The organism is Rothia sp. 11254D007BW, from assembly GCF_053548195.1.
Genome location: NZ_JBPWPK010000001.1, coordinates 1,966,734 through 1,980,253, shown reverse-complemented (window position 1 = coordinate 1,980,253; position 13,520 = coordinate 1,966,734). Strand labels below are relative to the sequence as shown.

The 13,520-nt window shown below is 58.6% G+C and carries 15 protein-coding genes; 6 read left to right on the top strand and 9 right to left on the bottom strand.

What is annotated here, in order from left to right:
- Positions 1-103: 103 nt before the first annotated feature.
- Positions 104-1,039, bottom strand: coding sequence for a KPN_02809 family neutral zinc metallopeptidase (ypfJ, locus tag ACEE43_RS08865; protein WP_449107280.1), 936 nt, complete (start codon positions 1,037-1,039; stop codon positions 104-106).
- A gap of 12 nt (positions 1,040-1,051) precedes the next feature.
- Positions 1,052-1,849, bottom strand: coding sequence for a di- and tripeptidase (locus tag ACEE43_RS08860; protein ID WP_449107279.1), 798 nt, complete (start codon positions 1,847-1,849; stop codon positions 1,052-1,054).
- 677 nt (positions 1,850-2,526) lie between these two features.
- Between ACEE43_RS08860 and ACEE43_RS08855 the strand changes: the two genes are divergently transcribed.
- Entirely contained in the window at positions 2,527-2,841 is a 315-nt protein-coding gene (locus ACEE43_RS08855; protein ID WP_449107278.1) for a hypothetical protein, read from the top strand.
- Here ACEE43_RS08855 and ACEE43_RS08850 read toward each other — a convergent pair.
- Genes ACEE43_RS08850 through ACEE43_RS08830 form a run of 5 tightly spaced genes read right to left on the bottom strand, consistent with a single transcriptional unit; the run spans position 2,838 to position 6,494 of the window.
- Positions 2,838-3,647, bottom strand: coding sequence for a spermidine synthase (locus tag ACEE43_RS08850; RefSeq protein WP_449107277.1), 810 nt, complete (start codon positions 3,645-3,647; stop codon positions 2,838-2,840). The genes ACEE43_RS08855 and ACEE43_RS08850 overlap by 4 nt on opposite strands.
- A 24-nt stretch (positions 3,648-3,671) precedes the next feature.
- On the bottom strand, positions 3,672-4,616 hold the full coding sequence (locus ACEE43_RS08845; protein ID WP_449107276.1) for a cation diffusion facilitator family transporter: 945 nt from the start codon (positions 4,614-4,616) through the stop codon (positions 3,672-3,674).
- Positions 4,617-4,625: 9 nt separating this feature from the next.
- The gene (locus ACEE43_RS08840) at positions 4,626-4,943 is read right to left on the bottom strand and encodes an acylphosphatase (RefSeq protein ID WP_449107275.1); all 318 of its coding nucleotides are present in this window, start codon (positions 4,941-4,943) and stop codon (positions 4,626-4,628) included.
- A gap of 16 nt (positions 4,944-4,959) precedes the next feature.
- On the bottom strand, positions 4,960-5,775 hold the full coding sequence (locus ACEE43_RS08835) for a carbon-nitrogen hydrolase family protein (protein ID WP_449107274.1): 816 nt from the start codon (positions 5,773-5,775) through the stop codon (positions 4,960-4,962).
- A gap of 47 nt (positions 5,776-5,822) precedes the next feature.
- Positions 5,823-6,494, bottom strand: a complete 672-nt coding sequence (locus tag ACEE43_RS08830; RefSeq protein WP_449107273.1) for a DsbA family protein — start codon at positions 6,492-6,494, stop codon at positions 5,823-5,825.
- A 223-nt stretch (positions 6,495-6,717) separates the two neighbouring features.
- Between ACEE43_RS08830 and pta the strand changes: the two genes are divergently transcribed.
- The 3 genes from pta (at position 6,718) to ACEE43_RS08815 (ending at position 10,768) form a co-directional block, all read left to right on the top strand.
- Positions 6,718-8,829, top strand: coding sequence for a phosphate acetyltransferase (gene pta, locus ACEE43_RS08825; RefSeq protein WP_449107272.1), 2,112 nt, complete (start codon positions 6,718-6,720; stop codon positions 8,827-8,829).
- Between the two features lie 288 nt (positions 8,830-9,117).
- Positions 9,118-10,254: an acetate/propionate family kinase gene (locus ACEE43_RS08820; protein WP_449107271.1), complete on the top strand. Its 1,137-nt coding sequence runs from the start codon at positions 9,118-9,120 to the stop codon at positions 10,252-10,254.
- Positions 10,255-10,507: 253 nt separating this feature from the next.
- Positions 10,508-10,768, top strand: a complete 261-nt coding sequence (locus ACEE43_RS08815; protein WP_449107270.1) for a hypothetical protein — start codon at positions 10,508-10,510, stop codon at positions 10,766-10,768.
- Between the two features lie 507 nt (positions 10,769-11,275).
- Here ACEE43_RS08815 and ACEE43_RS08810 read toward each other — a convergent pair.
- Positions 11,276-11,545: a type II toxin-antitoxin system RelE family toxin gene (locus tag ACEE43_RS08810; RefSeq protein ID WP_449107269.1), complete on the bottom strand. Its 270-nt coding sequence runs from the start codon at positions 11,543-11,545 to the stop codon at positions 11,276-11,278.
- The gene (relB, locus tag ACEE43_RS08805) at positions 11,542-11,787 is read right to left on the bottom strand and encodes a type II toxin-antitoxin system RelB family antitoxin (protein WP_237198326.1); all 246 of its coding nucleotides are present in this window, start codon (positions 11,785-11,787) and stop codon (positions 11,542-11,544) included. Before relB ends, ACEE43_RS08810 begins: the two co-directional genes overlap by 4 nt.
- A gap of 263 nt (positions 11,788-12,050) precedes the next feature.
- Here relB and ACEE43_RS08800 point away from each other — a divergent pair, with 263 nt between their 5' ends.
- The gene (locus ACEE43_RS08800) at positions 12,051-12,404 is read left to right on the top strand and encodes a hypothetical protein (RefSeq protein ID WP_449107268.1); all 354 of its coding nucleotides are present in this window, start codon (positions 12,051-12,053) and stop codon (positions 12,402-12,404) included.
- A gap of 359 nt (positions 12,405-12,763) precedes the next feature.
- Complete coding sequence (locus ACEE43_RS08795) at positions 12,764-13,177, top strand: hypothetical protein (protein WP_449107267.1); 414 nt, start codon at positions 12,764-12,766, stop codon at positions 13,175-13,177.
- The last annotated feature ends 343 nt before the right edge of the window (positions 13,178-13,520 follow it).

The following is a 13,520-nucleotide window of genomic DNA, read 5'->3' as shown; positions in this document are numbered from 1 at the left end:
CAGATCCCTCCCGTATACCGTGTGGACGTTAGGTACTTTGGGAGGAATCTGGTCCCTACTGTAGAGACAGGCACGTGCCCGCGAGCACTCTACCTGCTACTAGCTAGGAGTTGAAGGGCTGGGCACAGGCCGCCATGGTGCCCTCGGTGTAGCCCTTCGTAAACCAGCTGACACGCTGTTCTGACGAGCCGTGGGTCCACAGGTCGGGGTTAACCTCTTGGCCCGAAGAACGCTGAATCGCATCGTCACCGATGGCGCGGGCCGTATCGATCGCCTGCTGGATCTGGCTCTCGGTCAGCGGGTCGAGCAGGGCGTTCTCACCCTTGTCAGCATGGGAAGCCCAGACACCGGCGTAGCAGTCGGCCTGCACCTCAACCTGCACGGCGCCAGAGTCAGCACCCGGGTCCTGGTAGTTGGAGTACTTCAGGGTGCCCATGGTCTGCTGAATATGGTGGGCGAACTCATGGGCGGTCACGTACATGACCGCGAAATCGCCGTTGGAACCGCCCATGGCCTTGAGCTGGTCAAAGAAGGGAACCGACATGTACACCGTCTGGTCAGCCGGGCAGTAGAAGGGGCCGGTCTGCGAAATGTTGGCGGTACCGCAACCGGTTGACAGCTGCCCCTCGCCCAGCACCAGGTCGGGTGCCGTGTACGAGATGCCGGCCTCGGCCGGCAGCTTCTCTTCCCACACCATATCGAGGCTCACGCCGGTTGCCAGAATACGGCAGTCGTCGTAGCGGTTGGCGTCCTCATAGGTCTGGCAGTGGTCAAAGTTCCCGGCGCCGGTGACCTGGTCCTGCTGGGCCTCGGTGCCGTACATGGAGCTAGAACCCCCGGTCAGGCCACCCAGGCCGCCTGAGGCAAACAGGAAGATAGCGCCAACAATCAGCACGCCGGGAAGACCGAACTTACGGGCCACACTGCTCATCAGCATCATCATGAGCGGGTTCGTGCCGCCGCCACCGCCGGAGCGGCCGTTACCCCCAGAAGAGCCACGCTGGGAGTAGTTATTATTCAGGTTGTCGTTAAAACCCATGACAGTTCTCTATTACTTCTCAAGCTGCGCAGTCTCACCCTGCGCACCCTCGGAGGTGCCGGCGTCCTGACCACCCTCAAACCTGGGGGCGCGGTCAAGGTTCAGGGCATCGGGGAAAACAGCGGGCAGGGCGCCGAAGGTCTGCTCGACCGACTTGACCACGTTCTTGCCCAGAGCCAGGTTGGCACCGCCACCCACCACAGCACCTACACCGAAGGGCAGGGCGCGGCCCAGCAGGGCGCCGGACTGGCGGGTCAAGAAACGCTTAATGAACATATTGCGAATGGTGCGCTCAATGCTGAAGATCTTGCCGGAGTCCTTGGAGCCCATCATCATGCCCCACTTACGGGAGACACCGCCGGTCTTACCGGTGTGGGCCAGAATCGAGTTCATCAGCACGGAGCCGTCCTCACCCAGCATGATCGCCATGACCATGAGACGGGACTTTTCGGGATCATCAACGTGCACGCCGTGCAGCTCAGCCATAGCCTGCGCGTAGATAGCGGTACGTTCCAGGTAGCCGCCCACCGCCAGGGCAGACAGGCCGACGGACGCCGCAGTACCCAGACCGGGCACAAAAGCGGTTGCGCCCACGGCACCGCCACCGAGCGTCACATCGCGCAGGTAGGCCTTTTCGAGGCGCTTGGCGATCTGGTCGGGAGTCTCGTGGGGGTGCTTCTCACGCATCTTCTTGAGCATGGAAACAATCAGGGGGCGCTGAACCTTCAGCACGGTATCTACGGTGCGGGTAACCGCGGGCTTGGGCTGACCGTTAGCGTCAAAAGCGCTAGATGCGTTGAAGTTGAACATAGCTTTTAGTTTACCGGCAAATAGCTGTAAACACAGTGTGCTTGCTATTGTGTACGCCCTAGGCGTGGCGGGCTTCGGTAGCTCACGGTGGCAACTGTGGCACCGGCCGCCACATGTGTGAGCGGCACCGTAACATTTGGCGGTCAGCGCCACCCCTACGACAGGCAGCCACCTACACTGTTTGCAGTACCCCTCGCGAAAGAAGGCACCCGTGCAGGCAGTTCGTTCTCGTTTCACCGGCTCCGATAAGACCACCGGTGTGCTTCTCGTGATCGGCTCCTGTATCTCCCTGCAGATAGGCGCGGCTTTTGCGGTGCAGCTCTTCCCCCAGCTGGGTGCCTGGGGCGTGACCACCCTGCGGCTAGGGGTAGCTGCCCTGGTCATCTGCGCTCTTACCCGGCCCCGTTTCTGGGCCTGGAATCTTCCCCAGTGGATTGCCGTCGCCCTACTCGGGGCGTCTTTTGCCTTCATGAACGGGGCCTTCTATCACGCCATCGAGCTGCTGCCGCTGGGGCTGGCGGTGTCTGTAGAATTCATCGGCCCGCTCGTACTCGCAGCGGTGCTCTCCCACCGTCTCATTGACGGTCTCTGGATCGGGCTAGCCACCATCGGCATGGCCCTCATCGGAGTTGAAAAGGCCTTCGGGGCCGAGCATATCTCCACCCAGGGCCTGGTCTTTGCACTGGTCGCAGGCTTTTTCTGGGCCTGCTATATTCTGGCGAGCTCCCGCGTGGGCAGGCTCATCGACGGGGCTGGCGGCCCTGCGCCGCCTGCCCAACAATGTCTTCTCTATTCTGCTCAGCCTGGAGCCCGGCATCGCGGCTATCGGCGGCTGGCTGTTGCTCGCCCAAGACACCGGGGCTCTACGCTGGACGGCAATTCTGCTGCTGACGGTGGCGTCCATGGGCATCACCGTCACCTCACGCCCTCAGCGGGCAGCGGGCGAACCCGCTCCCGTCACCAGCACGATTGCTCAGGTAGACGCGCCCTAGCCCAGCTTCCCCAGGAGCTCCACCAGCTCGTCAGTGCCCAGGGCGGACGCCGGGTGCGGCCCGGCGCCGACCAGGCGGGTGGTGGCGTCCTGGGTGAGTGCCACGTGCGAGCCCACCAGGATGAGGTTGCCCGCGTGGCGTCCGCTCAGCATGGTGGTGTCGGCCAGGCACCAGACGTGCTCAAAGACATCGAGGAGGGTGCGGGCCTGGGCAACGAAGAAGCTCAGCCCGGCGTCATCCCCCACGTTCACAGCCAAGAGCCCGCCCGCGCTATCGCCGCTTGCCGGAGCCAGGGAATCGCGTAGGTCGGTGTAAAACTCAGCGGTGGTCAGGTGGGGCGGGGCCTCCCAGCCCGAGAAAATATCGAGGACGACCAGGTCAAGGCCACCCGGCGCGCCCAACTCCGCTTTCAGACGGGGAGCGGCCGCAGCGGCGTCCTCAATCAAAATTGTGCAGTTAGTACCCTCTGGCAGGGGTAGCTGCTCCATCACAAAACCGGGCAGCTCCCGCTCGATGTCAACAGCCAGCTGGGCAGAACCGGGGCGGGTGGCCTGAATGTAGCGCACCAGGGTCAGCGCCCCGGCCCCCAGGTGGGCGGCGGTTATCGGTTCCCCCGGCACCCCCTGAAGGTCGACCAGATTACCGATACGGCGCAGGTACTCGTAGAAGATGAAGTCGGGGTGGGCTAGATCCACGTGAGACTGCTCAGCCCCACCGATTTCAAGAATACGGCCGGTCTCAGAGAAGCCGTCGGGAGCAACAGAGGCGCTCAGGCCAGAGAAGGACAGCTGAATAGTGCGTGACATGCTCTCTAGCCTAGTGCCTGTTACCTAGTGCAGGTGCCGCAGGTCTTCATCGGCGGCCAGGGAACGCGGCTCCATCTGGAAGGTGGAGTGCTTAATAGAGACCTCAAAATGGTCGGCCACACAGCTTTGCAGGTTCTTGAGGATCTCCACCGAGTGGCCGGTGGTGAAGCATTCGTCGTCCAGCACGATGTGGGCGGTGAGCACGGGCAGGTCGGAGGAAATCTGGGTGGCGTGCAGGTCGTGCACGGCAACCACGTGGGGCTGGCCTTCGAGGTGGCGGCGTACCTCGTCGAGGTCGAGCCCGCGCGGGGTTGATTCCAGCAGCACCGAGGCGGTTTCGCGGAAGAGCTTGACGGTGCGCGGGATAATCAGCAGACCGATGAGCACAGCCACCAGGGCGTCGGCCTGGTAGAAGCCGGTACGCCAGATAATGAGGGCCGAGATAATGACTGCCACCGACCCCAGTGCGTCGTTGAGCACTTCCAGGAAGGCGGCCCGCATGTTGAAGTTGGTGCGGTCGCCGCCCACCAACACCGCAATCATCACAATGTTGCCCACCAGGCCAATGACGCCGAAAATCAGCACTTCGCGGCCGGGTATGGGGGCAGGTTCCAGCAGGCGCTGCACCGCCTCATAGAGCACAAAGAGACCAACCCCGAGCAGCACAGCGGCCTGGAACATGGCTGAGAGCACCTCGACCCGGCGGAACCCCCAGGTGTGGCGCGAGGACGCCGGCAGGCGGGCCAGACGCGCGGCGGCCAGGGCAACACTGACCCCCAGGGCATCGGTGAAAACGTGGACCGTGTCAAAGAGCAGGGCCAGAGAACCGGTCAGCCAGGCCCCAACCAGCTGGAAGGCAACCAGTGACCAGGCAATAACCACCACGATGATGAGGCGGCGCTCGTTAGCCCCGCTGCCGTGGGAATGCCCGTGGGCATGGCTGTGGGAGTGGCCGTGCGAGTGGCCCATTGCGCCCTCCTAGTAGATGCCGAACCCCTTATAGGAGCCAACCGGCTGGGTGATGTCAGAGTCAACATGATCAACCCTACCAGCGGTATCACCGCCGGTCAGTTCGGCAAGGAGCTGCTCACAGGCGTCCGCACTGCCCTGGGCGATAACCTCAACCGACCCGTCATCCATGTTTTTGGCGTAGCCCACCAGCCCCAGGGGCTTAGCGATACCGGCTACCCACCAGCGGAAGCCCACACCCTGCACGTGCCCGTAGGCGGTGGCCATAAGCTGGGCCTCGGCAGGTTCGGCGGGGGCTTTATCGGTGAAGATGTCAAAGAAACCCATGTCAGGTGCTCTTTCTCTAGTAGTCCAGCTTGGCGTTGGCCAGAACGGGCAGGGCGGAGCGGGCGCGGTCTACCTCAGAGAGGTCAAGGTCAACCACCAGAATTTCGGGGGCTTCACCCGCCTCAGCCAGGGGCACGCCGAAGGGAGAAACCGCCCGGGAATAACCCACGCCGGTTGGCTGGGTGATATCTGCCCGCGGGTCAGCGCTCGTGGGGGAAGCCTGGTCAACAGCCAGCACAAACATATTGGAATCCAGGGCGCGAGCGCTGGTCAGAATCTGCCACTGGCTCACCTTACCCTCTCCCCCGGCCCAGGACGCCGCCACCACCGTCGCCTTCGCCCCGGCGCGGGAGTAGTCGGCAAAGAGCTTAGGGAAGCGCACGTCGTAGCAGGTAGCCAGACCAATTTTGGTGCCGTCCACGGTGACGGTCACCAGCTGCTCACCGGCCTTAACCCCCTCAGATTCTTTAAACCCAAAGGCGTCGTAGAGGTGCATCTTGGTGTAGACAGTCTCTACCCCGTTCTGGTCGAAGCAGTAGAGGTTGTTGTAGACCCGCAGGTTCCATTCGTCAGCTAGCTGCACCGGGGCGAAGCCGCCCACCACCACGGTCACGTAGTTCTCGCGCGCGATGTTAGCGAGGGCGGTGCGGAAGGTCAGCTCGTGCTGGGCCGCATCGTCATACAGCCGCCCGCCGAAGCTGAGCATGGCCGCCTCGGGGAAGACCACCAGGCGGGCACCGCGCTCCGCCGCGAGCGCCGTGTATTCACGAATCGTCTCGATGTTGCGGGCAACGTCTTTGGTACTGAGCATCTGGGCGAGAGCTATCTTCATACCTTCAACTCTAGAGGGCGCAGCTGGCGGTGACCAGGTTAACGCGCTTAGAGCCCGGCCGCCTGCTTGAAGGCCGCCACCATGTCGGCGGTGCTGGTTGCGGAGTCGACGTTCTCAAGTTTGGTGCCCTCCACCACGAAGCTCGGGGTGCCCTTCACACCTGCGGCGACGCCGTCCTGATACTCCTGCTCAATGAGGGCAAGGGCCTGTTCGCTTGGCAGGTCAGACTCGAAGCGGGCACGGTCCAGGCCCAGCGCCTCGGCGTAGTCACCCATGAGGGTGGCGAACTGGGCGGTATCGGTGATTTCCTTCCAGTCAGCCTGGTGGGTGTAGAGGTGGTCAGCCATCGCCACATAGGCGCCCTGGGCCTCAGCAGCCTGCACAGCCTGGGCAGCGGGAACCGCGTTGGCGTGCATCGGCAGCGGGAAGTGGCGCACCGTCACGTTCATGGTGCCCTCTAACTCGGCAGCGGCCTCACGGTACTTGGGGTCAGCCTTAGCGCAATAGGGGCACTGCAAATCGGTGTAGAGGGTCACCGTGGGGGCGCCGTCGGTCACCGCATTGAGCTGGTAACCATCATCGGTGCGGACGCCCGCCGCAGCTTCCCCGCTTGCGGCGGCAGAAGCGCTACCGGCAGTCTCGCTAGAACCACCACAGGCCACCAGACCTACAACCGGAAGAAGGCTCACCAGGGCACGACGGGTTAGCTTCACAGACATAAGACTCTCCTCAAAAAATACTGCTTCTCCCAGCCTAACCACCCACCCGCGCGCACCGCGGGCACACACTGTCAGCAAGCGTCCGTACCTCATGAGATACCACACAAACACACGCCGCTCCGCCCCTAAAGCCCACACAAAGGAATAAACTCAGAAGTAAACATACGGTAGCCCCACAGCCACCGTAACCCACAAAAACACAGCCACAAGGATGTAGACCCAGATGACCAACGGCATGTACATTTCCGCGATGAACCAGGGCTCAGGCAAGTCCCTCATCGCCATCGGCCTAATCGACTCCCTGCTCAAAGAAACCGACCGCGTCGGCTTCTTCCGCCCCGTCTTCAGCGGCGAAATCGAGTCACAAGACCCCCTCATCCGTCTGCTCCGCACCAAGTACAACCTCAGCGACGCCCAGGCCCGCGGCGGTGTCTCCCTCGAACGCTGCCGCGAACTGCTGGCCTCCGGCGACCACGAAGAGATGTCCTCCATCGCCGTCTCCGTCTACTCCGACATGGCCAAGCACTGCGACGCCATCATCGTCGACGGCACCGACCTACTCTCCCACAACGCAGCAACCGTAGAATTCGACCTCAACGCCCAGTTCGCCAAGGACCTCGGCACCCCCGTCATTGCCGTCGTCGGCGCCCAGGAATCCACCGTCTCAGATGTGGTCAACGCCGTTGACGTCGCCCGCACCGAACTCCACGGCGCCAAGGTAGACGTCCTGGCCGTCATGGTCAACCGTGCCCGCCCCGAACTGCGCGAAGAAATCCTCAAGAACGTCAAGCGCGGCCCCTCAAACCGCCCCGTCTACGTCCTACCCGAACTCCCCGAAATCTCACTCCCCACCGTCGCCGAAGTCGTCTACAACCTCGGCCTCAACCACGACGGTATGAGCCAGGACTTCCTGGACCGCGACATCCACGACATCAAGATCGCGGCCATGACCGTCTCCAACTTCCTCTCCCAGTTCACCGACGGCGACTTCGTCATCGTCCCCGGCGACCGCTCCGACATCATGGTCGCAACCCTCGCGTCCGCGCTCTCCCCCAGCTTCCCCGCCCCCTCCGGTATGCTACTGACCGGCGGCCTCGCAGCAGAACTCAAGGGCGACACCGCCATCGGCCAGCTGGTCGAAAAGGCCCCCTTCCCCGTCTTCTCCACCCAGCTCGACACCTTCAAAGCCGGCCGCGCCGTCTCCATGGTGCGCGGCCAGCTCGCCCTCGGCCAGCCCCGCAAAATCGCAACCGCCCTCGGCGAATGGTTCCGCAACGTCGACGAAAAGGAACTCTTCGAGCGCCTCGAACTCGAACGCCCCGCAACCATGACCCCCCTGCGCTTCCTGCACAACCTCATCGAAAAGGCCCGCAGCGACCGCCGCTCCATCGTCCTCCCCGAAGGCTACGACCCCCGCATCCTGCGCGCCGCCTCCATCATCGTCCGCCGCGACTTCTGCGACCTCACCCTCATCGGCAACCCCGAAAAAATCGCAGAAATCTGCCAGCGCGAATCCATCGACCTGCCCATCGCAGAAGACGGCAAGCGCGGCGTCACCATCATCGACCTCGACAACAACGAATACACCGACGACTTCGCCGCCACCTACGCCGAACTGCGCGCCCACAAGGGCATGACCCTCGAAGGCGCCCAGAACCGCATGATGGACCCCTCCTACTTCGGCACCATGCTCGTACACAAGGGCATCGTCGACGGCATGGTCTCCGGCGCCGTAAACACCACCGCCAACACCATCCGCCCCTCCCTCGAATTCATCAAAACCCGCGAAGGCGTCAAGGTCGTCTCATCCGTCTTCCTCATGCTCATGGAAGACCGCGTACTCGTCTTCGGCGACTGCGCAGTGAACCCCAACCCCAACTCCGAGCAGCTCGCCGACATCGCCAAGGCCTCAGCAGAGACCGCCCGCCAATTCGGCGTCGACCCCAAGGTCGCCATGCTCTCCTACTCCACCGGCACCTCCGGCTCCGGCGCCGACGTCGACATCGTCATCGAAGCCACCGAAAAACTGCGCGAATCCAACCCCGACTTCGCCTTCGAAGGCCCCATCCAGTTCGACGCAGCCTCCAACATGTCCATCGCCTCCTCCAAGCTCCCCGGCTCAGAGGTCGCAGGCCAGGCAACCGTGTTCATCTTCCCCGACCTGAACACCGGCAACAACACCTACAAGGCTGTGCAGCAGACCTCCGGCGCTGTAGCCGTCGGCCCCGTCCTGCAGGGCCTCCGCAAGCCCGTCAACGACCTCTCCCGCGGCGCTACCGTCGATGACATCATCAACACCGTAGCCATCACCGCGATCCAGGCACAGACCCTGTAATAGGACGCGGACGCGCGGGGTTGTTGGCGGAACCGGTTACGTCCCCGGAAGCCGCTTGGCGCGGGGCTGGCGTGAATTACGACGAGCGCCCTGCGCGAGGAGTAAGAGGGTCGAGCGGCGGAGGGGACGTACCCGGTTCCGCGATTTCCAGGGGCACACGGACGCCCTTGGAGCCGACTGGCTGGGGCTCGCTCGATTCATGCCAGACCCAGCCAGTCGCCTTTCGGGGAGTCCGCCTGCGCCCTCATTCCATCGAACTTAAGTAAGCAACTAAAGGAAAACACTTTCATGCTCGTACTCGTTATTAACTGCGGTTCCTCATCTGTGAAGTACCAGGTGCGTGACACCACCGCTACCGGCGAAGAGAACCAGGTCATCGCCAAGGGTCTGGTCGAAAACGTCGGATCAGCCGACGTTCCCAACCACACCGTAGCCCTCGACATCATGGCTAAGGCCCTGGTTGAGCCCCTGCACGGCAAGAACATCGACGCCATCGGCCACCGCGTTGTTCAGGGCGGCGACGTCTTCTCAGCACCCGTCGTCATCACCGAAGATGTCATCACCAAGATTGATGAACTCTCACCCCTCGCACCCCTGCACAACCCCGCCCACGTCCTCGGCATCCGTGCAGCGCAGGAAACCTACCCCGGCGTCCCCATGGTCGCGGTCTTCGACAATGCCTTCCACTCCACCATGCCCGAGCACGTCTACCGCTACGCCGTCCCCGAAGAACTCGTCGAAAAGTACGGCGTACGCCGTTACGGCGCCCACGGCACCAGCCACGACTACGTCACCGGCGTTGCCGCCGAATTCCTCGGCATTGACCGCTCAGAATTCAACGGCATCATCGCTCACCTGGGTAATGGCGCCTCCATCACCGCCGTCCAGGGCGGCAAGTGCCTCGATACCTCCATGGGCTACACCCCCCTGGCTGGTCTGGTCATGGGCACCCGCTCCGGCGACATCGACCCCTCAGTACTCACCAACGTCATGCAGCGCGGCAACATCTCCCCCGAGAAGATGGACCACATCCTCAACAAGGAATCAGGTCTGCTCGCCATCGCTGGCAACAACGACATGCGCGCCGTGGTTGAGGCTATGGAAGCTGGGGACGAACGCGCCAAGCTGGCCCTGGACATGACCTCCTACCGCCTGGCTAAGTACATTGGCGCCTACCATGTGGCTGTTGGTGGCGCTAAGGCCCTGGTCTTCACCGCAGGTATTGGTGAGAACTCCCACCAGTTCCGCAAGCTGGCTGTTGAGCGCCTGGGCGCCCTGGGCATCAAGCTGGACGCCGAAGCCAACAAGGTACGTAGCGACGAGCCCCGCATCATCTCCACCGAGGACTCAGCTATCCCCGTACTGGTCGTTCCCACCAACGAGGAAAAGGCTATCGCTGAGGCTACCGAGGCCCTGGTCGCCTAAGTTTTAGGGCCTCACCGCTGATAGGGCGGGGTTTCTTTCGAACTACGGTTCTTTACTGTGTTTCGAAGGAAACCCCGCTTTTCGTTTCTGGCCAGGTAGCAAGACCCACCGGGCTAAGTCTCACGTAAGTTTCCCGTTGAAAATGCTTCAACTACTATTTTTCCCTTAGGTGACGTGCCTTACAATTTTAGCTACAGAGCTTTTACCCAACTCTAAGTTGAAGACAAAGAAGGTTTCACGAAAAGTTCTTCGCATGAGCTCCGCAGAAAAGAGGCAGACCTTGCTAACAGCAGAAGAAAAAACAAACCTGCTCAGCCGTTGGCTCAAAGCTAACCCCCAACAACCCACCAAAGAAGAGATCTACATTCTCCTTGAAGAAAAATACGGTGCCTACCAACTCCCCCTTGCCTATATGGAACCAGACGGCTACCACCGTGACGAAGAAATACGAGCAGACACAGTAGATTCCCTATACACCATCACTCACCCCATCACGCTCAACACAATATCCTGACCCCTAGATACTTACGAAACAGATAAAATATTCGACGGAGGATATACCGAAACCGCAGAAGAAAGAGCTGAAATTGCAGAATGGAAAATGCAGTTACTCTTCGATCAATGCAACTCAAATATTCCTCTTGAATACCGCATTATCTCAACTCAACACAGTTTGGGACACAGAGTCTCGCTCATCCTCATAGCAGAAAATGGGCGTACCACTGATTATAAAATGTACGGCTCCCGTGGTATGGGCAATAGCCTAGATCGCTACCTTAGAGGCTGGATAGGCTTCCCAACCAAACGCCCACAAGACCCCGAAGAAGGCCCCTACATGAGACCCGGTGACATTACTGATGTGGGCTTCCTCCAATACCTGGAAGTCGCAGCTGAACAAGGGTTTGTATAGAGCTGATGCCCTGGTTATGCTTAAGCCTTATAAGCTCTAGAGCGCAGCAAAGGGCTGCAACCCAATGCACCGGGTTGCAGCCCTTTACTTTCTACTCTTTCAATCACGCGCTTACCGATAAACAGCAGAACGGTGCCCAACTTCCAAGGCCAAAAGGACCAAGGCACCCTGATCAATATCCAAAATCACTCGGTAGGAGCCTGCTCGATAGCGCCACAGCCCCGAATAGTTGCCGGTCAGGGCCTGACAGTCCCTCTGCGGGTGCTCAAAACCCTCTAGTTTTTCCAGTTCTTCTAAAATACGCTGGGCAACTGGCTTATCCAGCTTTTTCAGCTGTTTGAGAGCTCGAGGAGTTAGCTCTAGCCTCCAGGTGTTACTCACAGACCGAGCTCCGCGCGAGCTTCATCCAGGCTATATGTTTTCTGTTTACCTGCACGCACTGATTCAGCATCGGCCTTCAAGGTAAAGGCATGTTCTAATTCAGCCAGGTGTTCTTCTAACAAGGTGTTGATGTAGAAGGAAACAGGGCGATTAGTTTTGTGCGAGAGCGCTTCAAGGCGTTGGCGCACATCGTGAGAGGGGCGAAAGGTGAGCCCTTTCCGAGCCGTTGTTTCTACTGTCATGCTTCAATCGTATTACACGTCATACACAGATTTTAAGGGGGCACCCTAAAAGAAGACCCTGCACTTCGTTGCTAGCTAGACAGCAAGACCCACAGGCTAGAGTTACACCATTACGAAGAAGCAGCCGAACAATCTATTCAGTATTTTTAGATAGGTTCTTGCCTGGGCCCTAAACAAGGTATTAAAGTCAGAAGCACAAGAACTCACTCTTGATCCCCAAGTCTCAGCCAAAGACGGCTGACCAAGCACTCAAGGAGAACCAAGTGAAAGCTAAATTTTTCGGTAAGATTTCTGTTTTATTTTTTACAGTTACTTTTCTAGTGCCGCATACCGCACACGCTACTCCAATCTCCTCACAAGTAGAGCATTCTGAAAATATAAGTACCACAAACAGCTATTATAGTGAAATTCTAAGCGAATCAGCTTATATCATTTCACCACAAGAACTAGAGGAAATGGGGTACAGTGAAGAGATTATTCACCAACAAAAGGAAGCTTTAAAAGCCCTCCCCGTTTTTGTTAAAAATCAAAATGATGAAACAACAGAAACACAGCAGATCATTACCCATAGATATCGCGCACAAAGCGTACATGAAAACTCCAGAATCGCATACTGAACAAAACTCAATCATCACTGAGAAATACCTACCAGATTAGAAATACCTCTGGTGAAACTTTTCATTTTAGACAAAAAGGGGTCTTCGATGTAAACGTTCGCTCTGCCAAAACAGTCTCCCCCGGCTTTGGCAAGGGACGGGTTATGTATCATTCACTAGAGTCAGGCTTACCTACAGCAAAAAGTCTGGACAGTGTGGCGCGAGAATACAAACCAGGAGTTTGAGATGCCATACAGGACACACTATTCAAGCAGGGTATATCCAAGTATAGAGAAAATTAAAAGGTACTCCCTTGCCCAATAAGAAGAACTGATTCGGATAAAACATCATTAAATAATGCTAAATGGAACGATTTTAAAATGAAGAAAATAGGAACTCTGGTAATTCTAGGGGCTTTAACCCTAAGCGGCTGCGGAACGGGAACTATCAAAGAAGAATCTCCAGACACAAAATCCCAAGCCACTGCGCCACCCCTGCGCCAATATAAACCGGTAGCTGATGAGAGTAAGGCCCTATCAAACCTCAGCAAAGAACAGTTCGATAGCTACTACGACATCATCTGCCACACATCATCTTTTAGGGATTTTTCAGAGATAGAAAAATCCCTCACAGAATCACCAGAAGAAAAGGAAATGAATTACGCCTATATTAACGATGCACCAGATGTAGTTCGACAGATAAGCGATAGAAATAAAAATCAAGTCTCCTCAGATACAGCATTAGAAAAGCCTCAGCCACCCCGCTGCCAGGAGCAATCAGAACCTCAGAATTAAGGGCTAGTGTTACCTATACAAAAATTTATTTGGCAAAGGAGACGTGTGCCACTGAACATTTTCTAGTGGCACAGGTTCTACTACTTTTCGTTGGGCTGCGAGCGGATAAATCTGTATGCAATAGCAAAAGCAAGGAGAAACAAAATTCCGCTGTTGATAATTTCTAATCGTGTTATCTCAAACATTTACGACCCGCAGGTGTCAACTATTCCATTTTTATCTACACGGATACCTTGATATCCAAACGTCGTAGATACAATAAACGCTAACGCCACAACTTTTGATATTGAGATGGCTCTCATTTGATGCTCCCGGAGTGCTTGGTCAGCCGTCTCTGGCTGAG